Here is a 26,619-nt window from a genome sequence, read left to right on the forward strand (position 1 = left end):
ACGATGCGCGCCGACTTCTTGTAAGGGGCGTTGGGGTGCAGCCCCATCTCGTGCATCACATACAAAATGCGCCGCTGCACCGGCTTCAGCCCATCCCGCACATCCGGCAGCGCCCGCGCCACAATCACACTCATGGCGTAGGAGAGATAGGCCTGCTGCACCTCCTCCTGGATCTCCACCTGCTGAACCCGTTCGACCGCCATCGTGCCTCCTGAAGGCTGTGGTTTCGCAATGCCCATCGCGCCGATTGGGAATCGGCCTTCAAGAAAGATCCTTTGGGGGCTGGGGGCCGCCTTCGACGGCCCCCAGAGACCCTCGAAGGAAATTGCTGGATTCATCTTTGCGGCGAAGCAGAACGATTTTCAATCGACACCCAACGCTGTTAAGTTTAACCCATTCAGCAGATGCCCAAGCCCCGCTCAGGGGGCAGGCCATTCACGCCATATCGGGAAGCGGCCAACATCATCGGCCACCGGGTCAAGCCCCAGGGACCTCAGGGGCCCACTCGGGGGCGCGTGGGATCAGCGGTCAGCTGGCGGAGCGCCTCTCGCCCGATCGGCCTTCACACCACATCGGACGGGATCGGCTCCGTCTTCACAAGACCCAAGATATGGCGAGCGATGACCAGGCGCTGGATCTCGCTGGTGCCCTCCCCGATGGTCATCAACCGGGCATCTCGATAGAGCCGCTCCACCGGGAATTCCCGGCTATATCCGTATCCCCCATGGATCTGGATCGCGTTGCGGGTGACCCGCTCCGCCATCTCACTGGCGAACAGCTTGGCCATGGCCGCCGCTTGGGTGTAAGGGAGCCCCTGATCCCGCAGCCACGCCGCCCGGTACACCAAAAGCCGCGCCGCCTCGATCTCCACCGCCGCATCGGCCAGCATCCATTGAATTGCCTGGTAAGCGGCGATGGGCTGGCCGAAGGCCGTGCGCTCTTTGGCATATCGCACGGCTTCCTCAAAGGCCGCCTGAGCGAGCCCTACGGAAAGGGCGCCGATGCCGATGCGTCCCCCATCCAGCACCTGTAACGCATAAGGGAGGCCGCGGCCTGGTTCCCCCAGCAAATGATCCATCGGCACCCGCACATGGTCGAAGGTCACTGCGTGGGTCGGCGATCCGTGAAGGCCCATCTTTTTCTCCGGCGGCGCGATGGAAACCCCGGGAGCATCCGTGGGGACGATGACCAGGCTGAGGCCCCGCTTCCCCGCCGCCGGATCCGTGCGGCAGAGGACCACAATGATCTCAGCGATCCCCGCGTTCGTGCACCACATCTTCTGGCCGGTGATCACCCATTCGTCCCCATCGCGGACCGCCGTGGTGCGGACCGCCCCCAGGTCGCTGCCACAGTGGGGCTCCGTTAAGGCCAGGGCCGCCAGGCCGTTGCGGCCGCTGGTCAACGCCGGCAACCATCGCCGCCTCTGGGCCTCGCTGCCGAACAAGACGATCGGCGCCAGGCCCAGGCCGTTGTGGGCCGCCAGGGAAAGGGCGGTCGAGCCGCACCCACGGGCGATCTCTTCGATCGCGATGGCGGCGCTGACGTGATCCAGCCCCGCCCCCCCATAGGCCTCCGGAACCGTCAGCCCCAGCAGGCCCAGCGAGGCGCCCTTCCGGACCGCTTCCCAGTTAAATTCCCCAGTTTCATCCACGCGGCGAGCCCGGGGCTTCAACTCCTGCTCGACGAACTCCCGGACGGCCTGCCGGAACAACCGTTGTTCCTCATTTAGGCGGAAATCCATGGCGGGCCCTCCCATCCAGGATGCTCCTCAACGTCTATTCGGAATAGAGCTTGTGGGGCCAACATGGGCTGCCTGAGCCAGCCATCCCTTTCTCAGCGCTCTGGGAAATCCGCGCCCAGGCGGATCAGCAGCTCGCAGGCGCAGGCGAGATCCGGGGCCTCGCGGACGGACGCGAGGGGAAGTCCCAACCACCCGGCCACCTGATCGCCGGCCTCCCGCATAGCAGGACGAACCAGAATTTGGGTCTCCACGTAATCGAAACGATCCGCGTTCCCCACCTCCACGATCTCCGCGCCCAACGTCCGGAGAGCTTCCGCAACACGGGTGGCCAGGCCAGGCCGCAGCGTGCCGTTCCGCACCGCCACCCGGACACCCAAGCGGGGCACCTGAGGTCCGAAGAACTCCGCCAGGGCCTCCCGGACCTTCTCCGGGACGCGCACCAGAACCTCCGCCCCATCCGGGGTGGTGTAAGGCCGGGTCATTGAAGGGCCGATCGCCACCATACGGATTCGCTCCTCCGGGATCCGAGCCGCCAGGCGGGCCAGCGCGATCATCTCCTCTAAGGTTAAATTCGTGCGCACGCCATCTTTCAAGGTCTCCCATAAAGCAGGGGCACGGGCGATCAATGCAGGCAACATGTTCAGCCGCAACACCCGCTCTCGAACCGCCTGGATCACCTGCTGCTGCCGGCGCATCCGATCGAAGTCGCCCCCGCGGGTGGCCCGCGTTCGTGCATATTTCAATGCCGTCCGACCGTCAAGGTGCTGGCAACCCGCATCGATATGGAATGGTTCATACCCATAACGCGCATCCGGATAGCGAGGATCATCGATGGCTTCCGGGATACAGAGATCGATGCCGCCGAGAAGGTCGATCGCCTGCTCGAAGGCGGTGAAGTTCACCCGCACATAGTAATCGATCGAAATCCCGAGATTGTAACGAACGGTTTCCTGAGCGAGCGCGATCCCGCCGCCAGGGTAGCCGTAGGCGTCCCCCAGGAAGTGCGCTGTGTTAATCCGGTTCTCCCCGAAGCCGGGGATCGTGACCCAGAGATCCCTGGGGATCGAGAGCACGCCCGCGGAGAGCCCCACCGGATCGATGGTCACCACCATGATCGTATCCGTCCGCCATGGCCCTGGCTCCCCCTCCCGCTGATCGATCCCCAGGACCAAAATGTTCACCCGCTCCTTGCCGGTCCACTCCGGAAGAACAAACGAATCGCCCGGTGAGGGGATCCCTGGGGAAACTGCTGATTCGCCAGCGGGGGGAGCGGACGAGGGAACCCGAAGCGCCTCCTGGAAAGCGAGCCGATAACTCCATACGCTCAGCCCTCCCCCCAGCCCCAACACTCCAAAGATCCAGAGCAATCCCGGCCAACGGACGGGAAAGCGCTTGGAAGATGCAATCGGGCCGCCAAGCATCGTTTGATCTCCTGCGCAATGAAGATCTATCCCCGGCGGACGGCCTTGAGATCCCCAGGCCCAAAGGGCTCGGGAAGCAGGGAGCGCAACGAGGTCTCCCGCACCTCCCCCTTGGCGTCCACCAGCAGGATTCGCAGATCCGGGGCGAACTCGGAGAGCACCTGGCGGCAGGCGCCACACGGCGTGCCGCCGTTCTCAGTGGCGATGGCGATGACCGTGAAGCGGTGTTCTCCTTCCGAAATCGCCTTGAACACCGCGACCCGCTCAGCGCACAAGCCAAGAGGATAAACAGCGTTCTCCACATTGCATCCCGTAAATACCTGACCGGAGGCGCTCAACAAAGCTGCCCCCACCCGGTAGCCTGAGTAGGGCGCATACGCCCGCTCCCGCATCCGAAGGGCCAGCTCGACCAGCGCTTGATCCTCCATTCCAGAGCTCTCCTGAGAGCGTGGTTCGGCGTCATGGATTTTAAACCTCAGGAAAGAAAAAGAGGATAAGCCCATGAGGGAGAAAACAATGCTTCATCCACAGTTGATTCGGAGTTATGGGGTCGGTTTCCTCGCGGGGTTTGGGGGGATCGCTCCTAACCCTCGAGCTGGCTATCCTCGACTGAGCCCCAGCCGATATTCCAGCATGGCAGCGATCCGACCCAGGATGTAGTTCACGAGGAAATAGATGATGGAGACCACATAGAGGGTTTCCATCGGATTGCGCTCGCCCTGAAAAAGGATCACCCCCCGCCGGTACAGCTCGATGAACCCAATGATGGCCCCCAGGGAAGTATCCTTGACGAGAGTGGCAAACTGAGCGACCAGCGGGGGGAGCGCTCGGCGAAAGGCCTGAGGGAGAATCACCAAGCGCATGGCCTGGCCGTAGGTTAAACCCAGGGACCGGGCGGCCTCCCACTGTCCGCGAGGCAGAGAGAGAATAGCCGCTCGCAGCGCCTCGCCGTTCACCGCACCGGTATACAGCCATAGCGCGGCGATCACCGCCGCATCCGGCCGGGTGAGCGCATCGATCCCCATCTGACGGCCGAGGGTGCTCAGACGCAAGAAGAGGTAAAACATCAACCCGAGCAGGGGGAGAGCCCGGATCCCTTCGACGATGGCGATCACCGGGTAACGTAGCCATGAAGGGCCGCTGTGGCGGGCCAGAGCGAAGAACAGGGCCAGCGGGATGCTGGCCAGGATGGCGATGACGGAGGCTTCCAGGGTAAGCACCAGCCCCAGAACGAGGAACCGCCAGGTGGAAGCCCATGTGAACGGCACGAACCGCGCCGGCTCCATCCGGAACGCCAACGGGATCAGGATCAGCACCATCACCACCCCAAGAAATGTCTGCCAGGGCCGCTCCTGGGTCTGCATCGATCCCACCTCTGAGCGTATCTAATTTCCAACCGTTTCCCCTGGGGATCCTTGGGGCTGGGGGCCGCCTTTGGCGGCCCCCAGCCCCAAGGATTTTCTCTTCCCCTCCCCGCAGCCCATTGGGCTGCGAGGTTTGCTCAGAACATAATCCGCAAGCGACGCTCCATGAAATTCACGATCCCACTGAGGGGGACCGTGATGACCAGGTAGAGCAGAAAGGCGATCAGCATAGGCCAGTCTGCAAATGTGCGGCCGATGATGAACTCCGCCTGGTAGAGCAGCTCCTCCACCGCAATCGCGGAGGCGATGGAGGTGTTCTTCACCAGCGCGATGAACACGGTGCCCAGGGGAGGGATCATCATCCGGAAGGCCTGCGGCAACAGCACCAGGCGAACCATCTGGGGGAAGGACATCCCGAGGGAGAGGGCGGCTTCGATCTGTCCCCGGTGGATGGATTGAAGGCCGGCACGCACCACCTCGGCCACAAAGGCGGCTGTGTAAACCCCCAAGCCGGCCACCGCGCTATCAAACGAGGTGGGCAATCGCAGGCCTGCCTTAGGCAACCCGCTGTAGACAAAGACCAGCACCGGAAGCAAGGGGATGTCCCGGAAGAACTCCACATAGCCGGCAGCGAACCAGCGGAGGACCGCCACGGGCGCCACCCGCAGGACCCCGATCAAGGTCCCCAAGATCAGGGCTACGCCCATGCTGGCTAAGGAGAGGCGCAGCGTTGTCCACAAACCCAAAAGCAGATAATGCCAGATTTCGGTGGGGCTCATTGGCGTGCTTTGTCCACCTGAATTTCGGAGGTATTCGATGGAGGGGCCATCTGCCCCTTCCCCCTCTCTATCCTTGGCTTACAGTCTAATGAGCTGCGGGGAGGGCGTGGCCTTTCAACGCCCTAACATCAGCGTGCGTTTTTGGGTAAGGAGCATGACGCTTGGGTGGAAAGGCGGCGAGGGGGATTCAGGGGCAGGCTGGGCGCTTTCAGCGCCCAGCGTGCCCCTCCATGGCGCATCATTGAGACTGGCCTGCTGCTCGCCAGTCATCGGGCGGCGGCTCGGGCACCGTGTCGCTGGGGATCCACTTCTTGTAGATCTCCTTCCAGCGCCCGGAGGTCTTGAGCTCCTTGATCACCGTGTTGACCACTTCCAGCAACTCCTTCTCGCCCTTCTTCACCCCTACGCCATAGGGCTCCACGGTGAAGCGACCCCCGACGACCTTCCACTTCTCAGGCTCCTTGCGCACAAAACCGTAGAGGATGATGTCGTCGGTCGTCACCGCATCGACCCGCCCGGCGTCCATCGCCGCCACCGCCTCGGAGTAGGTGTCGAAGAGCACCACCTCGATGTTCAGGCCCTGCTGCTCGGAGACCGCCCGGATGTTCTTCTCCGAGGTCGATCCCTTCACCGTGCCCACCCGTTTGCCCTTGAGGTCCGGGAGCCCGTTGATCGGGCTGTTCTTGGGGACCAGGAGGGATTGCCCGGCGACGTAGTAAACGATCGAGAAGTCGATCTCCTTCAGGCGCTCTTCGTTAATGGTCATCGTCGAGGCGACGATGTCCACCACCCCTTCTTTCAGGAAGGGGATGCGGTTCTTGGAAATCGCTTCTTTAATCTCCACGGCATTGGGGTCGCCGAAGATATATTCCGCCACGGCGCGGCAGATCTCCACATCGAAGCCTTCCACTTGGTTGGTCTGGGGGTTCAGATAGCCGAAGGTGGGGATATCGTACTTCGTGCCGCAAATCAGCTTCCCGCGATCTTGAATCTTACGCAGGAGGGTTCCTTCGGGAGCCAAGGGGGCACGGCCCTTTCGAGCCGGCGGAGCCCCGCCAGGCGCCTGACAGGCAGCCAGCAGCAGGGCAAGGATCCATGCGAGCCACAGCCATCGGGGGAATTTGCAACCCATCGCGCACCTCCTGGAATAAAAATCAGCGGGGGAAGATGAAGACCTATCCCCCGCGTTTCATACCCATGGCCTTAATGGCGCAAGACCTGACTCAGGAAGATCCGTGTGCGCTCGTGCTTTGGGCTCTCGAAGATCTCATCCGGGGTCCCAATCTCCACGATCCGACCGCCTTCCAGGAACACCATCCGATCCGCCACGTGGCGGGCGAAACCCATCTCGTGGGTCACCACCACCATGGTCATCCCCTCCCGCGCCAGATCCTCCATCACATCGAGCACCTCTTTGATCATCTCGGGATCCAGGGCGCTGGTCGGCTCATCGAACAGCATGATCTTCGGCCGCATCGCCAGGCCCCGGGCGATGGCCACGCGCTGCTGCTGGCCGCCGGAGAGTTGGGCTGGATAGGCATGGGCTTTCTCCGGGATCCCCACGCGCTCCAGGAGCTGCATGGCCAGCCGCTCCGCCTCCGCCCGCGGCACTTTTTTCACATGCACCGGCCCCAGGATGATGTTCTCCAGCACCGTCAGGTGCGGGAACAGATTGAACTGCTGAAACACCATGCCGATCTCCTGACGGAGCCGGTTGACGTTGATCTTCGGGTCGTGCACCGGGATGCCGTCCACCCACAGTTCCCCGGAGTCGATCGGTTCGAGCCGGTTGATGGTACGGATCAGGGTGCTCTTTCCGCCCCCGCTGGGGCCGAAGATCACCACCACTTCCCCCTCGTAGATATCCAGGGTGATGTCCCGCAGAACGTGCAGGCTCCCAAACCACTTGTTGACCTGGCGGAATGAGATGATTGGCCGCTTCCCCATCATCGGCTTCCCCAACATAGATGGATATGACCCACCGCGCTCGTCCTCAGGGTTATTATATTAGGAGTTGGAGCCCGCGAGAGGAGGCGGAAGGACCCCACCGCAAGGGAACCCACCGCTCGGAGGATCGCCCAGGCCTTGACGGGATGCCCTCAATGGTTCGCACCTCCCGGAGCATCAGGAACCGGCGTCCGAGGCCTCCACCCGCCGGACCCGGATCTTACGAATGCGACGGCCAAGAACCTCTTCCACCCGAAACTCCAGACCCCCATCCGTAAAAGTCTCCCCAGCGACAGGAATGCGTCCCAAACGTTCGTAGATATAGCCCGCCAGGGTATCGGCTCCCTCCGCCGATAGTGTAGCCCCCAGCAGCTCCCGGACCTCCTCCAGATCGACCCGGCCATCAAAGAGGTAGGTGCGTTCATCGATGGGCAGCACCAGAGGCTCCTCCGAGCGGTCGAACTCATCCTGGATCTCGCCCACGATCTCCTCCAGAATATCCTCGATCGTCACCAAGCCGGCCACCCCCCCATATTCATCCACGACGATCGCCATATGGACCTTCCGCTGCTGCATCTCCCGGAGCAGGTCGACGATGCGCTTGCCCTCAGGGACGAAATAAGGGGGGCGCAACAGCTCGGCGAGGGAGGCTTCTTGGATCCCATCCCGCATCAGGCGGAGGAGGTCCTTGGCGTAAAGCACACCGACGATGTGATCGATGGTGCCCTCGTAGACCGGGATGCGGGAGTAGCCCGCCTGGAGGATCACATTGAGGGCTTCGGAGAGCGAGGCCGTCACCGGGATCGCCACCATATCCGGTCGGGGGACCATGATCTCCCCCGCCACCGTATCGTGGAGCTCAAAGATCGAAACGATCATCTCTTTCTCGGTGGCCTCGATGACGCCGCCCTCCTCCCCCGCGTCCACCAGGGTGCGGAGCTCCGCTTCGTTGACCGCCGGAGCAACCCGCCCCTCCACCCGTGGTCCGATGCGAACCGCCAGATGACGCAGGGGGGCAAGGAGCCAACACAGCGGCATCAGCGTTAAAGCGCCGGGGACAGCGAGGGCTTCCGCATATCGATGGCCCAGGGCGCGGGGCCAAGACTCCGCGGGGCCGCGCAACCCCCATGCCAGAAGGAGCCAGAGGAGAGGCATCCATATGGATAGCCCCGAGCTCCCAAAAAGCCAGAAGGTCACCCATCCGGCCACCGCAAGATCCAAGAAGAGAAGCCACAGCTGGAGGGTCTGGAGTCGGATCGTGCTCTCTTCATTTAGGCGATAAATCCAGGAAGCTAGAAAACGCCTCTCCTGGATCCAGGCCCGTTGTTTCTCTTCCGGGAGGGCAAGGATCGCTGCTTCTGAGGCCACGATCCAGGCCCGCAACATCAGGCCAACGAACACACCTAATCCAACAATCCAACCACTCCTTCCGTCCATCTACCCTAACCCCTCATCCAAGTAAGCCTTAATATTGTGCTCCACCGCATAGGCAGCGGCTTCTGCGCGATTGGATAGCCCGAGCTTGCTGAGAATGCTGCTGACGTAGTTCCGCACCGTCCCTTCGCTGAGGAATAGCGTCTGAGCGATCTCCCGATTGGTCTTCCCTTCGGCGATCAGAGCGAGCACCCGCAGCTCCTGCTCGGTGAGATCCTTGAAGGCGGAGGCCATGGCGCTGCGCCGCGCCGCCCGCACATGCCGGAGCAAGCGGGGGGTCATCGAGGGATCGATCAGGGCCTCCCCTCGGGCCACCCGTTCGATCGCCGTGATCAACTCATCGCTACCGATTTGCTTCAGCACATAACCGGAGGCCCCCGCCTCGATCGCCTCCAGGAGCAGCTCGTCCTCCGCGTAGGAGGTCAGCATGATCACGCGGGTCTCCGGGAGCGCTTCGAGGATCCTTCGCGTGGCCTCGATGCCGTTCCCCCCTGGGAGGCGGATATCCATCACCACCACATCCGGGCGGTGATCGGCAGCCTTCTGAACGGCCTCCTCAGCCGATCCCGCCTCCGCCACCACCCGAAAATCCGGCCGCCGTTCCAGCAACGCCCGCAAACCCACCCGCACCACCTCGTGGTCGTCAACGATCATAATCCGAATCGTTCGCATCCCCCCACCTCCTGGTCAGGCGACCTGAGGGAGAAGCCGGCGCAACCAACGGGGACGGGCCATCGCCTGTTCCAGCCCCGCGAGGGCAGCGCGAGCGGCCTGTTCTCCCCGCTCGAGAATCTCTGGCGCGAGATCCAGCGCGAACATCGGGATATCCCCCGTGGGCACGCGGATCAGCCAATCCGGCGGTGATTGGGCCAGACGGACCTCCGTGATCCACCGCGCCATAAGCCCCACCGAACGGAATATCACTTCCATCGTCTGGTTCCAGCGCGATCGCCGGCTCAGCCATCGGATCAGCAGTGGACCAGGCAGCTCCTCCCGAAAACGTTGGTCCCTCCCCGCAGAGTCCATCCCGCTGAGGTCCACACCGATCACAAAAGTTGCCCCCAGCGCCCGCGCGGCGTCCACCGGTAAGGGATTCAGCACCCCCCCATCCACCAGGCGTCGCCCCTCCCACAGAACCGGAGGGAAGACCCCAGGAAAAGCGCTGGTGGCCAGCATCGCCTCCACCAGCGGGCCCCGATCGATCCAGATCTCCTCCCCGGTGTCCAGATCCACAGCCACGGCCGCAAAGCGAATGGGGAGGTCCTCGATCCGCACATCCCCCACCGTCTCGCGGAGGAAGCGAGCCAAGTGTTTCGTTCCGACCAGGGCGCTCCCGCTCGGATCCAGCTGCATGAACATCCGCCATCCAATACGGCGGGCCAGCGCCTCGATGGTCTTGGGCGGAAACCCGGCGGCAAACAACCCGCCCACGATCCCGCCGGCGCTGGTGCCGGTGACGATCTCCGGCCGCCAACCCGCCTCGATCAGCACCTGAAGCACTCGAATGTGGGCAAAGCCCCGCGCCCCCCCGCCGCTTAGGGCAATCCCCAGCCGATGCTGGCGTCGGATCCCCCATCGCATGGCGCGCTCCTTGAAACCAGGGAATTGAAGGCCGCCGAAGATGGCTTGTCCAGCCTCCCCAAGTGTTTGAATCCCTTGGGAGCCCCTGAGGGCTCGTTGGCGCGTGAAGCACCCGCCTTTCCGCATGGATAAGGAGATCTAGGGGGAGGGGCTGAAGTCCATATTTACGATCGCCCACACCAAATGGATGACCTAAGCCTCCCCATCCCAGATCCATCCGCCCATTTGAATTATAACTGGACCGGGGATTAGTAAAAATCCAGTCATGTAGGGGCATCCATAAGGGGTGCCCCTACACGGCCTCTACGCTGAAAGCAGGTTCCACGGGCTCTGAGGAACCAATGTGGAAGCTTACCGGGTGGTTCGCGGGCTTATTTCAAGGAAGACGTTCAAAGGGGGTTTTCGGAGGCTGGGCAGGGGGCCGAAGCCCCCGGCCCAGCCCCCGAAAAAATTTTCTCCTCCCTCCCCGCCGCCCGAAAGGTGGCGGGGAGAGAGGAGGGGTCATTCCCCCTTTGAAAAGCCCTGACGACTTTAGACATCGGTGGACAAGGCGGTTCGCTTCAACTTATAATCTCAAGATATCCGGCAGGACGTTTCTAGCAGTCCTGAGGGAAAGCCGGAGATTGGTTTGGATTCCAGTAACACCTTTCCCCTACCCAATGAAGGAGAAGTTCGATTGATGTCCCGTTGGACCCGTCGCAAGCTTCTGCAACAAATGGGGTGGATCGGATTGGGCCTGGCGGCTGGCGCCTGCGCACGCGCCGTGGGGCTGCGCACGCCCACGCCTTTCCCAACCTCCTCGCCCAGCCCGATCCCCAGCCCATCGCCCTCGATCACGCCGATCCCGACCGACACGCCGGTGCCGGCTTCGCCGACGCCTGCGCCAACGCCCACCAAGACGCCGTGGCCGACGTTCCCACGCCCCAGCAAACTGGGGATCGTGGTTCAGTGGTTCCGGGATGTGCACATCATCAACCTGATCGTCAACACCCGAATGCGGGTGGTGAAGATCATCGACGACTTCGGACGGGCGCCTGAGATCAAGGCGGGGTCCCCCAACACCATCCTCATCGGCCGGATCACCCGGAACCACAACTTCGGATTTGAGGAGCACATCCGGGATGGGCGCACCGACATGCGGGCGGCGGCGGAATGGTATGTCAACCGGTTCATGGATATCTACTTGAGCAATCCCCATATCGACTATTGGGAAGGCCATAACGAGCCGCGGCCGCACAACCATGAGGTGATGCGCCTCTTCGCCCAGTTCGAGATCGAGCGGATGAAACTGATGGCCGAGCGCGGCCTGAAGTGCGCGATCGGGAACTTCCCCAATGGCTCGCCCGACCTGGAGCTGTGGGTCGATTTCCTCCCGGCCCTCCAAGTCGCCAGACAATTGGGGGGGATCCTGGCCCTTCACGAATACGCTTCTCCTACCATGGACGCGGGGGTGGATCACCAGATCGGAGAAGGATGGTTCACCTTACGCTATCGCAAGGTATATCGCTATATGGTGCCGCCCGCCTATCAGATCCCAATTGCGATCACCGAGACGGGGATCGATGACATCCCCACGTTTCAGGGGCCGCCCAACCGAGGATGGCGAAATTACCTGGGCTATTGGCAGCAACAGGGATTCGGGGACCCTTACTTCTTCTACCTTCGCCAGCTCTGGTGGTATGATGAGGAGCTTCAGAAGGATGATTATGTGATTGGGGCGACGATCTATATCGCGGGGGCCTTTGACAATCAGGACCCTTATGAGGTCATGGTGGAACCGTTCCGTGAGCTGTTCGAGGATTATCTGCGGGCCCATCCGAATCCGTAACAAGTTGAAAAGCCGCAGCGGGTGTGTTCGGCCAGGCTTTTCAAGCGCCCCGCCTTTCCTCTCCGGACTGTGGACAAACGGACAGCTCAGCTTCTCATTCGAGCCCTCCCCTCGTACGGAGCAAGCTCCCCTCCTCCCCCCTCTCCACGAGGAGGAAGTCGAAGGATTTTGGGGAGGGTGGGGTGGCCTTCGGCGGCCCCACCCTCCAAAGTTCCCCAAACTGAGGAAGAGGAGAAAAGGATGAGGCTCCCGGAACGCTGGATTCTGGCGTCCACCTCTCCGCGGCGCCAGATGTTGATCCAGATCCTCGAACATCCTGTGGAGATCATGCCCGTTTCCATCGACGAGACCCCGGAGCCGCTGGAGGCTCCTGCGGCTTGCGCCGCCCGCCTGGCGATCGCCAAGGCCATGGCGGCGGCCCAGCAGGCCCCCGAGGCCTTGATCCTGGCCGCAGACACCGTGGTGGAGCTGGAGGGGAAAATCCTGGGCAAACCGGAGGGGATCCCCGAAGCCCGGGCGATGCTTCGTGCACTGCGCGGGCGATCCCATGCGGTGCATACCGCTGTTGCCCTCTACCACCCGGATCGGCATGAATGTCTTCTCGAGGTCGCCACCACATGGGTTAAGATGCGCGCCTACACGGACGAAGAGATCGAAGCCTACCTTGCCACCGGCGATCCGCTCGACAAGGCAGGCGCTTACGCCATCCAGCATGCGGGTTTCCGACCTGCCGAAGAGGTCACGGGGTGCTACGCCGCCGTGGTGGGCCTGCCGCTCTGTCACCTCGCCCGAGCGTTGCGCCGCTGGGGCTGGTCTCCCCCAGCGGCCCTCCCGGAGCGCTGCCAGATCGCCCTCCAGCACCGTTGCCTGGTTTACCCAGAGATCTTCCCCGCTCCGAACCAACCGGATTGAAGACGCGCTTCCTCCCTGAGGGAAAGCACACTGGGATCCAGCGGGGGCGGTCGCTCCGGATCCCTTAAAACCCGTGGAGCCCCCTCACCTTGACGTCTTCGTCCGGAATCTTTATAATGTTCATGACCTTCCCCGGTAGCTCAACAGGCAGAGCAGCCGGCTGTTAACCGGCGGGTTGGAGGTTCGAGTCCTCCCCGGGGAGCCAAGGCCGCCTGACGGCGGCCTTTTTTGTTCATACCGAACGCAGCTCACGATGCTCCCTGATGGCGCCCCTAGGTCCAAGGCCGGCGGGGCGTTGCCAGGCGCCGATTCGCTCCTGAAAGGAATCTCTGACCGGGGGAGGCAGGAATGCCAGGCGAAGTTCTACCGAATGAGGCGCTGGGGGAGCTTCCGGAAGCCCAGGACGCACTGGAGGACCGCCAATGCGAGGTCTGCGGCTTCCCCATGGAGGAGATCCATTGCAAACTCCGCTGTCCGAACTGCGGGCGCATGCGGGACTGCTCAGATCCCTAAACGACAGCCGAGCGAAGCAGGCGCCGCCTCCCCCGGATTGGAGCCCCTCACGAGCGGTCCATCGGCAACGGCAGCGTATGGGCGGGCCGCCGTCCGTTAAGGGTGATGAAGGGGGCGGCCCGCGCGAGGGAGACGCCCAGGGCGGTCAGGCCCTCCGGCCGGGTGAGCGCGCCCTCCCGTCGGGCCTGGAGCAGCGCCCGCGCGGTCTTCGGACCGATCCCTGGGACCCGCACCAATTCCTCATAGGAGGCCCGGTTGATCTCCACCGGCTGATCGGCCAGGGCCCGGCGCGCCCAAGCCAGCTTCGGATCCTCCTGAAGCGGTAAGTTCCCTGTTTCGTCAAAGGGCAGTTCCTCGAACCGGAAACCGTAAGCCCGCAGCAGCCATTCGGCCTGATAAAGGCGCCGGGCTCGCAAGGGTGGAGCGGGCGGGAGGTGTTCCAGCGGCGTGTCCGGCACCGGATGGAAAGGCGAGAAATACACACGGGCGAGGCCGATCTCCCGATGCAGCCGGGCGGTCGTCGCCAGGAGCTCTCGATCGCTCTCCCCCGCGGCGCCCACCACCATCTGGGTGGTCAGCGAGGGCCAGCGCCCGGACCAGGTGATCCCTGGAGGCTCCTCCCGACGGATCCGTCCGGCCGTGTAGAGCGGGCGTTCCAGCTCCCCCATAAAGTCTTTATGGGGCGCCAGACGGGATAGCCGCTCCGGGTTCGGGGCCTCCAAATTGATCGAAACCCGATCCGCCCAGCGCATGGCCTCCCGCACTTGATCCGCCCCGGCGCCGGGCATCAGCTTGAGATGTAGATACCCCCGGTAACCGTAACGCCGTCGGAGCAACTCCGCAACCGCCACCAACCGATCCTGGGTTCGCACCCCTCCCCCCAGGATCCCCGAGCTCAGGAACAACCCATCCACCAGCCCCCGCTGATACATCGCATAAAAGACCCGGGCCAGTTCGTCCGGCTGAAACGTGGCGCGGCGGAAAGAGCGGCCGGCCCGGAACGGACAATAATAACAATCCCGTTCGCAGGCGGAGGTCAACAAAACCTTCAAGAGACGAACGGTCCGACCCTGGACGCTCGCCTCATAGATGCAATCCATCAGCGAGGCCCCAGGCCGTCCCGCTGGGCTCACTTCCTCAGCGGGTTCCCAAATCGCCGCCTGAGCTAAAAGAACCAACCGGGTGTCCAGATCCATTCGCCACATCCCTTACGAGCGGGTCCTCTAAGAGGCAACGGCCTCCGGAGCCTTCCGGTAATCTCGTTCGATCGCCTCGACCTGAGCCAGGCAGGCATCGTCCTCCGGATTCGGGATGTAACGGGTGTTGAACCAGGCCTCCAGGATCTCCTTGGCGATCGCCTCGGAGGTCCGACGCAGGCTCATACAGAGCACGTTCGCGTTGTTCCAAAGGCGGGCCCCCCGGGCGGTTTCGGCGTCATCGCAAAGCGCCGCCCGGATCCCCGGGACCTTGTTGGCCGCGATGCTCACCCCTGTCCCCGTCCAGCAGAACAGGATCCCCTCGTCCGCCTCCCCCCGGGCGACCTTCTCCGCCACCATGCGGGCCACCTCGGACCAGGACTGCTTGACCCCTGCCAGAGGGCCGACAGGCTCCACCTCGAATCCACGGCGGCGCAATTCCTCCAGGACGACATCGGTGAGATGGGTGCGCTCATCGCTCCCCACGGCGATCCGCATGACACTCCCTCCGGAACCAGGACTGATCCGACAAAATCCGGGAAAGATCTCCCCCTCGATAGCACTTTGTTCGCTGCCGGACGCTTTAGCCCTCCATCGCTTCCTCAGCGATCTCCGGCCCCCCGGGCCATTCGGGGGCGCCTCACTCTGGGCATTCATGTTGGATCCCTTCGACCCAGGTTAGGACCTGATGCAGCAAAGCGGGATCCAGAGAAGCGGCATCCAGACGAGCCCGGGGCTCCAGATAGGCGTCGAGGATCCATACCCCAGGGATTTTTGTGCTCGGAGGCCCAAGCGTCCACCCCGCGACGTTCACCGCGCCGCGAAGGGTCACCGGCTCCGGCGTGACCACCGCCAGGGCGGCCCCTGTTCCGGCGATCGGCGGAGCCGCCGCTTCCCACCACTGTAACCGCTCCGGCTGGGGCTCCGGCTCGATGGCCGCCACCACCGGCGCCCGATGGCGGTAACGTTCGAGAGCCGTCAGTATCGAAAAGGGTAAGCGCATCCCAGGCTTTGCCTTTTTGGGAGCTCTATTCCCCATTTTACACGGTTTACCCAGCGATGACCCGAATCTGCGGTGCTTCTTCCCCATGGTTTTTCGTGGGGGTTGGGGAACATGGCCGGGCGTCATGGGCGGCCTATCCCCGATCAACCCCCTGGCCTTGTCGCAGCAGCCGCGACGAATTGCCAAGGATGCCCAGATCCGGCAGCGATTGCGCCGCAGCGGCCAGGGTGGGAGGTAGGATGCCCAAGGCGGCCAGCGCCAGGCCCGTCAGGTTATAGACCGCCGTGAAGGCCAGATTGATCCGGACCACATGCATCGTGCGGCGGGCGATCCGGAAAAGCTCTGGGATGAGCCTCCAGTCCTCACGCATCAGAGCGATGTGGGCGGCTTCAATCGCGATGTCCGAGCCTGCAGCGCCCATAGCGATGCCCACATCCGCCTGCGCCAGGGCGGGGGCGTCGTTCACACCGTCCCCGATCATGACCACCGTGTGTCCCTGGGCCTGATAGTCCTTCACAACCCTGATCTTGTCTTCGGGCAGGAGGTTGGCACGATATGGAACGCCAAGCGCTCGGGCGAGCGCGGCCGCGGCGCGCTCGTTATCGCCTGTGAGCAACTCGATATGCTGGACGCCAAGGCCCCGCAATTCGGCGAGGGCGATGGGGACTTCGGGACGGAGCGTGTCGGCGGCAGCGAGGATGGCCGCAGGCTCCCCGTTCAGGGCGACAAACAGCAGCGTCTTACCGTCCGCCTCCAGCTGCTGAACAACAGGCAATGGCTCTGGCAGCGGAACCAGTCGTCGATTCCCAACGGTGACGGAGCGGCCGTTGACCCGCGCTCGAACGCCCAAGCCGGGGAGGGCTTCGAAATCCTCCGGCTCCAGCGGGGTCAGGCCCCAAGCCCGGGCGGCGGAGCGCACCGCCTCGGCCAATGGATGTTCCGAGTAACGCTCGGCGGAGGCAGCGAGGGCAAGGAGCTCAGCGGGCGGCATGCCGTTGAGCGAAACCACATCGGTGATCCGAGGCTGGCCCAACGTGAGGGTGCCCGTTTTATCCACCAGCACGACATCGGCGCGCGCCAGCGTTTCAAGATGCTTGCCGCCTTTGATCAGCAGGCCGCGCCGGGCGCTGGCGCCGATGGAGGCCAGCATCGCAACCGGCGTGGCCAAAGCGAAGGAACAGGAGCAGGCCACGACCAGAACGGCGGCGGTGGCCAACGGGTTGCGGCTGACGAGAAACGTAAAGGCGGCGATCCCGACGACGATCGGCAGGTAATACGCGCTGAACCGATCGGCGAGGCGCTGGACATCGGCGCGATGGGCTTCGGCCTCCTCCACCATTTGGATCACGCGGCCGAACGTGGTGTCCGCGCCGACCCGGAGGGTTTTCACGCGCAGGCTCCCTGCCCTAACGATCGTAGCGGCGAAAACGTGCGAACCCCTGGCCACCTCAACCGGCATGGACTCGCCGGTGATCGCCGATTGGTCGATCACCGCATGTCCGGCGATCACTTCGCCATCCACCGGGATCCTTTCCCCGGGGCGGACGATCACGACCTCTCCGGCTTTCACTGTGGAAGCCGGCACTTCCATCTCCACGCCATCGCGTTCCACGCGAGCGGTTTGCGGCGCCATCGCGATGAGCTCCCTCACGGCGCGGCGGGCGCTTTCGGCGGTGAGGCGTTCCACATAATCCCCCACCCGCATGAAGACCACCACGATCGCCGCCGCCACCCATTCGCCGACGGCGAGGGCCGCGATGGCTCCCAGCGTCATGAGCGTATGAGAGGTGATCTGCCGCCGGAGCGCGGCGCGCGCCACATTCCGAAAGATCGGAAGCCCTCCCACGATGACGATCGCGAGGCCGACGGGGAAGGGGATCCGTTCGTTCAATTTCTCGAACAAGCCCAGCCATTCCCCTGCGACCACCAGGCCCAGGACAACGCCGAACACAACGGCCAGCGAAACCGTCATGCGGCGTGCGAAGCCACCCATGGGGGCAACGGAGGGTATGGCGGAGCTGGTGACCGAATAACCCATGCGCTCGATGGCTTGACGAATCGCCGGCAGATCCGCGCGCGTGGGGTCGAGCCGGACGACGAGTTTCTCCGAGGACAGTAGGAAATGAGCCGACTCCACGCCGGGGAGCTGGGCGACGGCCTCCTGAACACGCCGGGCGCACTCGGCGCAGTCCATGCCCTTGACGGCGATTTCAACCGTTTCGACTGCTGTCACGCTCGAACCTCCCCGATGGATGACCACCGCCTCGACTTTCCTCAACCTTCATAGCGGGTGCACGCGTACACTTGCGCCGCCACGTCCGCAAGGATCCCCTCGGCGATCCGCAACAGGTCCTCGATCCGCGGGTCGGCAAGCGCGTAGTACACAAACCGACCCTGCGGGCGGCTGGTCACCAGGCCGCACTCCTTGAGACAGGCCAGGTGGGCTGAGGCGTTCGGCTGCGACAGCCCGGTCGCCGCGACGAGCTCAGACACGGTCTTCTCGCCTCCCCGCAGCGCTTCGAGCAACGCCAGGCGCGACGGGTCCGCCAGCCCGCGAAAGAACTTGGCCTTGAGGGTGAGCGATCGGTTCTGGACCACAGCCATCGCAAGCGCCTCTTTGCATTGGTATATAATTACATAATCATTTAACAATATTATCGTCCATTCTCCCCGCGTCGTCAAGAACAGGGGCGTGCAGACCGAACCGTTGCCCGGCGAGGGGATCATTTGCCCTTCCACCGGATATCGCCAAAATTCAACGGGGAGACAAGGGACGGATGTCCTAACCGCTGCGGGATCGGCTTTCGTTAGCCCCCTAAGGGTGAAAGGAACATGTTCACTTTTGCAGACCTCTCGGGTATCCGCTGGCCGGTGCGGATCGCCCTGGAAGCGATGGATGGCTCCGCCTGGCCGCCGGCGTGCTGGCAGCCGGTTGAGGAAGTCTCCGCGATCGGACAAGACCTCCACGGGCCCTTCCAGGAGCACAGGGAGGTTTTCCGAACGGCGGGATGGGAGGCGGTTCGGATCATGCGTCATTACCGGGACGCAACGAGCGTCCAACTGCGGGTGCGCCGTCGGGCGGCTCCCCCCGTATCCTTGCGCCGCATGGCCGTTCTCACCGGACCGATCGAAGCTCCTCCACCTCCATCCCACTGGCGGCTCTATCAAAACGGGTTCCACTCGTGGAGCTTCACCGGAACCACCTCCGCGGCCGCTCCCGATTTCGGCACCCGGCTGGGATCTTTCGGCGCGCCGATGACCTTCGATGTCGGCACCCCGCCCGGACCTCGAGGGCTCCGTCGCAGCGATCTGGCCGCCGCCCTGATCATCGGGGAGCGCGCACTGATCGTCGGCCAGATCACGACCGCGGATCAGTTCGTCAAGATCGAACTGGATCTGCGCCGCATCCCACAGCTCAGCGTCTACGCCGAATTGGATGGGATCCCCCTCGGCCCTGACGAAGAGATCGCTTCCGAATGGATCTGGGTGGAATGGCGGAACGCCACGGATCCCGACCCTTTCGGGCGTTACGCGGAGGCCGTCGCCCGGGCGATGCGCCCCCGGACGCGCGCTCCGGTTCCTTCGGGCTGGTGTTCGTGGTATTTCTACTACACCCACGTGCGGGATCGCGATATCCTGGACAACCTGCGTGCCCTCGCCGCGCGGCGGAACCAGATCCCCATCGATATAGTCCAGATCGATGACGGCTTCCAGGCCGCCGTGGGGGACTGGACCCGGTTCAGCCCCCGCTTCCCGAAGGGGGTCGCCCCGTTGGCGCAGGCGATCCGGGAAGCCGGTTTCACCCCCGGCCTGTGGTTGGCCCCTTTCCTGGCCTGGCCGGACTCCCGGGTGACCCGGGAGCATCCGGATTGGCTGCTGCGAGATGCCCGGGGGCGACCGGTCTCCGCGGGGTTCAATTGGTACCGATGGCTTCGCGCGCTGGACCCCACCCATCCGGGCGTTGAGGAATGGCTTCGAGAGGTCATCGCCACAGCGGTCCACCGCTGGGGATTCCCCTACCTGAAGCTGGATTTTCTCTACGCGGCGGCCCTTCCGGGCCGCCGCTACGAGGCGAGAGCCACGCGCGCCCAAGCCCTCCGACGGGGCCTGCAGGCGATCCGGGAGGCGGCCGGCGAGGAAGCCTTTCTGCTCGGGTGCGGATGCCCGTTGGGCCCGGCGATCGGCCTGGTGGACGGCATGCGGATCGGGTCGGATGTGGCGCCCCACTGGGCCCCCCGTCTGTTCGGCATCCCATCCCTGTTCCGCCGCGAGCGGAGCCTCCCCGCCCTCCGCAACGCAGCCCGCAACGCCCTCACCCGCGCTTGGATGCATGGACGTTGGTGGTGGAACGATCCCGATTGCCTGTTGATCCGCTCCAACCGCACGTTGCTCTCCGAAGAGGAGGTGCGCTTGTGGATCACCGTCATAGCTTTGGGCGGCGGGATGGTGATCGATAGCGATCCGGTGCTTGAGTTGAAGGAAGATCGCCTGGCCCTGTGGTCCGCCCTCCTCCCTCCTCACGGACGGCGGCCGGAGATCCCGGATCTGTTCGAGCGGGAGTTCCCCCGCCTCCTCTGCCTGCATGGGGATCTGGCCGGCGCCCCGGTCGTGTGGATCGGCCTTCTGAATCCGGAGGATCGTCCCTGGGAGGGAGAAATCGCTTTAGAGGCCCTGGGGCTTCCGAAAGCCATGTGGGGATTTGAGTTCTGGTCCCACACGGTGCAACGGCTGGAAGGCCGGCTCTCGATCGCGCTGCCGCCCCACGGCGCCGCCCTCTGGATCCTGCGGCCGATCCGATCCGGCTTTCAATGGCTTGGCTCCACCCTCCGCCTGCCGCCGGGGCTTGAGATCATCGGGTTGGAGGAGGGGGAAACCGAGGGGCGCTGGGAGCTTTTTCGAGAACCGTGGACCGTGGGGGCGCTCTGGTTCTATGCGCCGGGGGAGGGTTTCACCCTTCGATGGAACGGGGAGCCCGTGGTCGCCTCCCTCGTGGGGCCGGGGATCTGGAAGGTGGCCCTCGCGCTCCAAGGCCACGGGCGCCTGGAGGCCTTCATCCTATAAATTTGGTAGGGCCGGGCCTTGCGCCCGCCCATGGGCGATACAGATTAGTAATCGTAGCCCGAAGCCGGCGCGGGTTTCACGACGATACGCCCCCGCATGCGGGTATGAATGCTGCAAAAATACTCGTAGGTCCCCGGCTGGTTAAACGTGAAGCGGAAGGAATCCCCTGGCTGCAGCCGCCCCGAATCAAACACCCCGCTGGGCTGGTCCGGGCTTCCACTGGTCACCGTGTGGGGTACGGCTTCCTCCTGGTTGATCCATTCCACGGTGGTTCCCACCGCCACCTCCAGCTCGGCCGGGCGGAAGGCGAAATTCTTGATCATCACCTGCGGAGGGCCTCCAGCCGGAGTCGGCGAGGCGACCGCCCCCATGGTCGGCGTTGGGGACGAAGGAGTTGCGGTCGGCGCTGCCGGCACCACCGGTGCCGCGCAGGCCGTGATCCCCAGAAGCAGGCATATGCCGAACGCCTGAACGAAGCGAGCCATTTTTGATCCTCCTTGTTTGTATTATGGCTGTGGCGTGTAAGCGCCTGTTTTCGTTCTGTGAACACCAGTCCGCGGATCTCAAGTTTCTCCTGACGTCTGATCACGAAGGGGGTCTTGCACGCCCCATCCAGGGCATGGATACTCGTTCTCCGCCTGATGCATCGAGCGTGCACTAATCCCCCTGGCGTCCGATGGTGGAGAGGGTCTTTCGCGCCGGGTTCGCCCTCTGGCTATAGGGAAATACGCAAGGGGCAGACGAGGAGATCACCGAATCGCGAAAAGAACGGAGAGCATGCGCTTTGCCCTTGTGGCCCTCAACGGGGAAAGGAGGGTCGAATGAGGGGAAACAGCATCCTGGAGCGACCACCCCTACTTTCTTAAGCCTCCCCCAGGAAGGAGGAGACCAGGGGAAGATTGTATCTCCCCCTCCGTCAAGGTAAAATCCTCCCGGATCCTATCCGGCGTTTCGGCTGTTGATGATTTTCCCCACGGAGGCCCTCCGATGCCGACTTTGCTGGTGCGCCATGCTGAGGTGCTCGTGACCATGGACGACGCACGCCGCCGTATCCCCGACGGCGGCCTCTTCGCCCGGGATGGGGTGATCGAACAGGTTGGGCCTACCGCCGCTCTGCCTTCAGAGGCGGATCTCGTGATCGACGCCAGCGGGATGGTGGTGCTCCCGGGCCTGGTCAACACCCATCATCATCTTTATCAGACCCTCACCCGGGCGATCGCTCAGAACGCCAAGCTGTTCGACTGGCTGCGCACCCTCTATCCGATCTGGGCGCGCATGGACGGGGAGGCCGTCTACATCAGCGCGTTGGTCGGGATGGCGGAGCTCCTCCACTCGGGCTGCACGACCACCAGCGATCACCTGTATCTTTTCCCCAACGGCGCGCGGCTCGACGACGAGATCCGCGCCGCCCAGGAGATCGGGATCCGATTCCATGCGACCCGTGGGGCCATGTCCCTGGGGGAATCCAAAGGGGGTCTTCCGCCGGATTCGGTGGTCGAAGAGGAGGACGCCATCCTGAAGGATATGCAACGGGTCATCGAGATGTATCACGACCCTCGCCCCTACGCCATGTGCCGCGTGGCCCTGGCCCCATGTTCCCCCTTCTCCGTCACCCCGGATCTCATGCGGGAGGCCGCGAAGATGGCCCGCCACTATGGGGTGATGCTCCATACCCACCTGGCCGAGACGCGGGATGAAGAAGAATACTGCCTGGCCCGTTTCGGCCGGCGGCCGGTGGCCTTCGCCGCGGAGCTGGGATGGGAGGGCCCCGATGTGTGGTTCGCCCATATGGTGCATGTGAACCAAGAGGAGATCGCCTTCCTCGCCCGCGTCAGGGCGGGCGTCGCCCACTGTCCCAGCTCCAACATGCGCCTGGCCTCCGGGGTCGCGCCGGTCCGCGCCATGCTGGACCGCGGGGTCAACGTGGGGCTAGGGGTGGATGGCAGCGCCAGCAATGACTCCTCGCACATGTTGGCGGAGGCCCGACAGGCGCTGCTCCTGCAGCGGGTCGCCTTGGAACGGCCGGACGCCCTCACCGCCGAGGAAGCCCTCTGGCTGGCCACCCGGGGCGGCGCGGCGGTCCTGGGACGGGAGGACATCGGGCAATTGGCGCCGGGCAAGGCGGCCGATTTCGCCGCCTGGCGGCTGGATCGTCTCGATTACGCTGGGGCTCTGCACGATCCGGTGGCGGCCCTCGTGTTCTGCCAGCCCCGCCCGGCGGATTGGGTGGTGGTCCAAGGAAAGGTGATCATTCAGGATGGGCATCTGCTCACCGTGGAAGAGGGACGCCTGGTCGAGCAACATAACCGGATCGCCCGACGGATCGTGCGCGGGGAATAAAGGCTGTGGGGCGGCGAGGTCGCCGCCCCACAGCGTTCACTGGCGGATTCGGGACTTCGATAACCGTTCCCTCACGAACGCGATTTCATCCTCCAGCGTCCGCACCTCCCCATCCAGGCGGGCGGCCCGCAAAGCCTGTAGCAGTTTCCCGAGCCCAGGGCCCGGAGGGACGCCCAGCTGTCGCAGGTCATCCCCTCGCAGGATCGGCCGGATCCCACGCCACTGGTGTGCATACGCATGAAGGTTCTCCCTGGCCCGGCCCGAAGGGGCCGCGACCCAAACGACGAAAAGGACGATGACCGGGTAGAAATCCAAATGCTCGGCCACCGTGCTGGGCTTCAACGGTTCCGATAGCTGATCGAGTTTCCCTTTGACCTCGTGAACCCCCCGCAGCACATCCGCCTCGCGCGCCGGGAAACGCAACCGCCGAATCGCCTGCTCTCGCTGCGTGGAGGTTAGGCGATAGATCATTAACCCCCACCCCGACAGGATCCGCCATCGCTCCGGCGGGATCCCCTCGATCACCCGCCACTCCCCTTGATCCAGAGCGGTCCGCATGATCTCGAAGCGCTCCCTCAACCACTCGTCCGCTTGAAGCCCAGGCATCACAAAGGGGAGGGCCCGCCACTCCCCCAGCCGGGCCAGGATCCGCTCCGGAGCCATCTCCGCCAGGATCAGATCCATCTCATGACGGATCCGCTCCCCGCTCACCCGGGCCAGAAGATCCACGGCGTGGTGGATCAGCTCCTCCGTCCGGGGCTCCACCCGAAATCCCAGACGGGCCTCCAAACGGGCTGCGCGAAGGATACGCGTCGGATCTTCCACAAAGCTCAGGGAATGAAGCACCCGAATGAGGCCCTGTTGAAGGTCCTGCAACCCCCCGTAAAAGTCCAGAAGTTCCCCGAACCGCTCTGGGCTCAGACAAACGGCCAGGGTGTTTATCGTGAAATCCCGCCGGTGCAGGTCCTGTTTGATGGAGCTCGGCTCCACCTGAGGCAGGGCGGTCGGATGGGCGTAGAACTCGCGGCGGGCGGTGACGAAGTCGATCGCCTTCAGCCCCTCCACCGTTCCAGCGGGCGTGGCGATCGTCACCCCCTCCAGCAACCACTTGGCGGTCCCGAAACGCCGGTGGGCCACCACGCGCCCCCCATGCCGCGCCCGCATCGCGTCCGCGAGGGCGATGGCATCCCCCTCCACCACGATATCGACATCCACGATGGGATGGTTCAGGATGAGATCGCGAACCAGGCCGCCCACGAAGTAGGCGGTGAACCCCATCGATTGCGCTGTCGCCCCGATCTCCCGCACCAGGGCCAACCAGGGGGGCGGAAAGGCGGCTTCCATGGCGGAGGCCACGCTGAGGCGGGGGCGCACCTTAAGGCGCTCCCCCCACAGCTTGATCAAATCGGTGCGGGTGACGATGCCGACCACCTCGCCGTCCTCGACCACCGGGATCTGCCCCCAGCCGGTTTCGATCATCAAGCGCTGCACCTTCTCCACTGGATCGGAGGGGAGGACGAACACCTCACCCTTCTCCATCACCCGCTCCACCGGCTGCCCCCCCAGGCCGTGTTGGAGCGCCCGATCCACCGCGCGGCGGGTCAACAAGCCGATCACCCGCCCCTCCCGAACCACCGGAAAGCCTTCGTGGCCGGTCCACTGCATCTCCCGGGCCGCCTCGCTGATGGGCAGATCCGGGTCGAGGACGCGGACCCCACGGGACATGATCTCCGCCACGGTCGTTGCGGGCCGGATGTAGCGAGGCAGGATCCGAAGAAGCTCCTCCCGGACCTCCTCGAGGGAACGATCTCGGATCACCGCGGCGGCCGCCCGTGCATGGCCTCCGCCGCCAAAGTGAGCGGCCACACCGCCGGCATCGATGTCATCCGTTGTGGTGCGGCAGACCATTTGGATGTGCCCATCGAACTCCACCAGCACGAACAGCGCGGAAGGTTCGAAAAGATCCCGGAGCCGATGGGCCACGGTAGAAACTTCCTCCATAAAACCGTCCGCGCGGGCCGCGGCGATCACCACCGTGTGCCCTTCGATCTCCCGCGTCTCCGCCGACTCGATCAGACGATCATACAGGCGGCGCTGAGCTTCCGAGAGCGGATGGTGAAGGAACTCGCTGAGGAGGGCCAGGTCGGCCCCGCGCTCGATCAACCACGCCGCAGCCCGCAGGTCCCGGGGGGTGGTCGATGGATACGTCAGGGACCCGGTGTCCTCATAAATCCCCAGCAGCATGAACGTGGCCTCCACCCACGTCAGGCCGATCCCCCGCTCGGCAAGCCACTCCACCAGGAGCGTGGTGGTAGCCCCTACCGGTTCGCCGTGATAGGTCCAGCCGGGAGGCAGCTCCCGGGCAAGCGGATGGTGATCGATGATCTGCACCCGGGTCTGAGGCCCTATCCCCCGCACCGTCGCCATCGTCTGGGCATCCACCAGGATCACCTGATCGACCGGGCGTCGGACCAGCTCATCCGGGAGCAGGAACGGCAGCTGATCCCCATATAAGTTCAGGAAGGCGCGCACATTCCGGTTCACCCGTCGGGGGAGCACGGGGATGGCCCGCGGGTAGAGTTTGGCCGCCGCCAGTTGAGCGGCCACCGCGTCGAAATCGGCGTTCTCATGGGTGAGGATCAGCGTCAGACCTTCCTCCATCCAACGCTCCGCTATCCATGGATCCGGTAAGAGGGGTTGGCGATCCCGGTGATCTTATGACATTCCGGTTCCGAATTGGCGATCGCCCGCATCCCCTAACCCGGGGACGATGAAGCCATGCGGGTTCAGATGGCTATCCACTGCTGCCACGTAAACCGGGATCTCCGGATGGGCCTGAGCGAAGCGCTCGATCCCTTCGGGTGCGGCGATCACCCCCACGAAGACAATGCGGGGGACTCCCCAACGCTTCAGGATATCCGCCGCCGCCACCGCGGATCCCCCCGTCGCCAGCATCGGGTCCAGGATGAAGCACCAAGTCACCGTCGGCTGAGGAGGCAACCGGTTGTAATAGGCGATCGGCTGCAGGGTGCGCTCATCCCGATAGATGCCGAGATGCCAGACCTGGGCCTCCGGGAACACCTGGAGGGCGCCTTCCACCATCCCCAACCCGGCCCGCAGGATGGGCACCAGGCCGATGGTCCCCCGCAAACGCCGCCCCCGGGCCTCCCCCATCGGCGTGCTCACGGATACATCTTCCACCTCCAGGTCCTGAGTGGCCTCATACAGCAACAGGGGGGTGATCTCCCGAAGCAGCTCCCGAAACCGCTTGGGGCCCGTTCGATGATCGCGCAGCTCGGTGAGCTTATGCTGAACCACGGGATGATGGATGACCCGGACTTGAGTCATAGGCAGCGCCCCTCTATGCTAAAGTTAAGAATCACGACCAGCGGCCTGGCCGTGATCCGTCCGCAATTGGTTTTAAAGATATGCGGCGGAGGGAGTCGATGGCCTCTCCCCCTTCAGGGTTGGGCCGGGAGCCTTCGGCCCCCGGCCCAAC

The 26,619-nt window shown here is 64.1% G+C and carries 24 protein-coding genes and 1 tRNA gene; 6 read left to right on the top strand and 19 right to left on the bottom strand.

Going from position 1 to position 26,619, the window contains the following annotated elements:
• The 11 genes from ACFMO5_RS13100 to ACFMO5_RS13150 form a co-directional block, all read right to left on the bottom strand.
• The coding region (locus tag ACFMO5_RS13100) for a DNA gyrase subunit A (RefSeq protein WP_376793197.1) at positions 1-203 on the bottom strand (203 nt) is incomplete at its 3' end.
• A 359-nt stretch (positions 204-562) separates the two neighbouring features.
• Complete coding sequence (locus ACFMO5_RS13105) at positions 563-1,741, bottom strand: acyl-CoA dehydrogenase (RefSeq protein ID WP_376793198.1); 1,179 nt, start codon at positions 1,739-1,741, stop codon at positions 563-565.
• Between the two features lie 92 nt (positions 1,742-1,833).
• On the bottom strand, positions 1,834-3,162 hold the full coding sequence (locus ACFMO5_RS13110; RefSeq protein WP_376793199.1) for an LCP family protein: 1,329 nt from the start codon (positions 3,160-3,162) through the stop codon (positions 1,834-1,836).
• A gap of 26 nt (positions 3,163-3,188) precedes the next feature.
• Positions 3,189-3,590, bottom strand: coding sequence for a cytidine deaminase (gene cdd / locus ACFMO5_RS13115; protein WP_376793200.1), 402 nt, complete (start codon positions 3,588-3,590; stop codon positions 3,189-3,191).
• Between the two features lie 171 nt (positions 3,591-3,761).
• The gene (locus ACFMO5_RS13120; protein ID WP_376793201.1) at positions 3,762-4,526 is read right to left on the bottom strand and encodes an amino acid ABC transporter permease; all 765 of its coding nucleotides are present in this window, start codon (positions 4,524-4,526) and stop codon (positions 3,762-3,764) included.
• A gap of 137 nt (positions 4,527-4,663) precedes the next feature.
• Complete coding sequence (locus tag ACFMO5_RS13125; RefSeq protein WP_376793202.1) at positions 4,664-5,305, bottom strand: amino acid ABC transporter permease; 642 nt, start codon at positions 5,303-5,305, stop codon at positions 4,664-4,666.
• Positions 5,306-5,543: 238 nt separating this feature from the next.
• Positions 5,544-6,437 (bottom strand): transporter substrate-binding domain-containing protein, encoded by an 894-nt coding sequence (locus ACFMO5_RS13130; RefSeq protein WP_376793203.1) that lies wholly within the window; start codon positions 6,435-6,437, stop codon positions 5,544-5,546.
• A gap of 71 nt (positions 6,438-6,508) precedes the next feature.
• Entirely contained in the window at positions 6,509-7,237 is a 729-nt protein-coding gene (locus ACFMO5_RS13135) for an amino acid ABC transporter ATP-binding protein (protein ID WP_376793220.1), read from the bottom strand.
• Positions 7,238-7,429: 192 nt separating this feature from the next.
• Positions 7,430-8,689, bottom strand: coding sequence for a hemolysin family protein (locus ACFMO5_RS13140; protein WP_376793204.1), 1,260 nt, complete (start codon positions 8,687-8,689; stop codon positions 7,430-7,432).
• The gene (locus tag ACFMO5_RS13145; protein ID WP_376793205.1) at positions 8,690-9,358 is read right to left on the bottom strand and encodes a response regulator; all 669 of its coding nucleotides are present in this window, start codon (positions 9,356-9,358) and stop codon (positions 8,690-8,692) included. It abuts the gene before it with no gap.
• 15 nt (positions 9,359-9,373) lie between these two features.
• On the bottom strand, positions 9,374-10,267 hold the full coding sequence (locus ACFMO5_RS13150) for a patatin-like phospholipase family protein (protein ID WP_376793206.1): 894 nt from the start codon (positions 10,265-10,267) through the stop codon (positions 9,374-9,376).
• A 679-nt stretch (positions 10,268-10,946) separates the two neighbouring features.
• On the opposite strand from ACFMO5_RS13150, the gene ACFMO5_RS13155 reads away from it, so the two are divergent.
• From ACFMO5_RS13155 to ACFMO5_RS13170, 4 genes are all read left to right on the top strand, one after another.
• Entirely contained in the window at positions 10,947-12,095 is a 1,149-nt protein-coding gene (locus ACFMO5_RS13155; protein WP_376793207.1) for a hypothetical protein, read from the top strand.
• A 240-nt stretch (positions 12,096-12,335) separates the two neighbouring features.
• The gene (locus ACFMO5_RS13160) at positions 12,336-13,007 is read left to right on the top strand and encodes a Maf family protein (RefSeq protein ID WP_376793208.1); all 672 of its coding nucleotides are present in this window, start codon (positions 12,336-12,338) and stop codon (positions 13,005-13,007) included.
• A 129-nt stretch (positions 13,008-13,136) separates the two neighbouring features.
• A tRNA-Asn gene (locus tag ACFMO5_RS13165) sits at positions 13,137-13,212 on the top strand.
• A gap of 143 nt (positions 13,213-13,355) precedes the next feature.
• Positions 13,356-13,520 carry a hypothetical protein gene (locus tag ACFMO5_RS13170; protein WP_376793209.1) on the top strand — a complete coding sequence of 55 codons (165 nt, stop codon included), beginning with the start codon at positions 13,356-13,358 and terminating at the stop codon, positions 13,518-13,520.
• A 47-nt stretch (positions 13,521-13,567) separates the two neighbouring features.
• Here the strand turns inward: ACFMO5_RS13170 and ACFMO5_RS13175 are convergent, their stop codons facing one another.
• From ACFMO5_RS13175 to ACFMO5_RS13195, 5 genes are all read right to left on the bottom strand, one after another.
• The gene (locus ACFMO5_RS13175) at positions 13,568-14,716 is read right to left on the bottom strand and encodes a radical SAM protein (RefSeq protein ID WP_376793210.1); all 1,149 of its coding nucleotides are present in this window, start codon (positions 14,714-14,716) and stop codon (positions 13,568-13,570) included.
• Positions 14,717-14,743: 27 nt separating this feature from the next.
• Positions 14,744-15,214 (bottom strand): RpiB/LacA/LacB family sugar-phosphate isomerase, encoded by a 471-nt coding sequence (locus tag ACFMO5_RS13180; RefSeq protein ID WP_376793211.1) that lies wholly within the window; start codon positions 15,212-15,214, stop codon positions 14,744-14,746.
• A 142-nt stretch (positions 15,215-15,356) separates the two neighbouring features.
• Positions 15,357-15,719, bottom strand: a complete 363-nt coding sequence (locus tag ACFMO5_RS13185) for a hypothetical protein (protein WP_376793212.1) — start codon at positions 15,717-15,719, stop codon at positions 15,357-15,359.
• Between the two features lie 133 nt (positions 15,720-15,852).
• Entirely contained in the window at positions 15,853-17,952 is a 2,100-nt protein-coding gene (locus tag ACFMO5_RS13190) for a heavy metal translocating P-type ATPase (RefSeq protein WP_376793213.1), read from the bottom strand.
• Between the two features lie 41 nt (positions 17,953-17,993).
• Positions 17,994-18,323: an ArsR/SmtB family transcription factor gene (locus ACFMO5_RS13195; protein WP_376793214.1), complete on the bottom strand. Its 330-nt coding sequence runs from the start codon at positions 18,321-18,323 to the stop codon at positions 17,994-17,996.
• A gap of 228 nt (positions 18,324-18,551) precedes the next feature.
• Between ACFMO5_RS13195 and ACFMO5_RS13200 the strand changes: the two genes are divergently transcribed.
• Positions 18,552-20,780 (top strand): glycoside hydrolase family 36 protein, encoded by a 2,229-nt coding sequence (locus ACFMO5_RS13200; protein ID WP_376793215.1) that lies wholly within the window; start codon positions 18,552-18,554, stop codon positions 20,778-20,780.
• 44 nt (positions 20,781-20,824) lie between these two features.
• On the opposite strand, the gene ACFMO5_RS13205 is transcribed toward ACFMO5_RS13200, so the two are convergent.
• Positions 20,825-21,265: a plastocyanin/azurin family copper-binding protein gene (locus ACFMO5_RS13205; protein WP_376793216.1), complete on the bottom strand. Its 441-nt coding sequence runs from the start codon at positions 21,263-21,265 to the stop codon at positions 20,825-20,827.
• 502 nt (positions 21,266-21,767) lie between these two features.
• On the opposite strand from ACFMO5_RS13205, the gene ACFMO5_RS13210 reads away from it, so the two are divergent.
• Entirely contained in the window at positions 21,768-23,120 is a 1,353-nt protein-coding gene (locus ACFMO5_RS13210) for an 8-oxoguanine deaminase (RefSeq protein ID WP_376793217.1), read from the top strand.
• Between the two features lie 36 nt (positions 23,121-23,156).
• Here the strand turns inward: ACFMO5_RS13210 and ACFMO5_RS13215 are convergent, their stop codons facing one another.
• Both ACFMO5_RS13215 and upp read right to left on the bottom strand, forming a co-directional pair.
• The gene (locus ACFMO5_RS13215; RefSeq protein WP_376793218.1) at positions 23,157-25,781 is read right to left on the bottom strand and encodes a CBS domain-containing protein; all 2,625 of its coding nucleotides are present in this window, start codon (positions 25,779-25,781) and stop codon (positions 23,157-23,159) included.
• A gap of 54 nt (positions 25,782-25,835) precedes the next feature.
• Entirely contained in the window at positions 25,836-26,468 is a 633-nt protein-coding gene (gene upp / locus ACFMO5_RS13220; protein ID WP_376793219.1) for a uracil phosphoribosyltransferase, read from the bottom strand.
• Between the last annotated feature and the right edge of the window lie 151 nt (positions 26,469-26,619).

It is taken from the genome of Thermoflexus sp., from assembly GCF_042408365.1.
In the GTDB taxonomy this organism is placed as follows: Bacteria; Chloroflexota; Anaerolineae; order Thermoflexales; family Thermoflexaceae; genus Thermoflexus.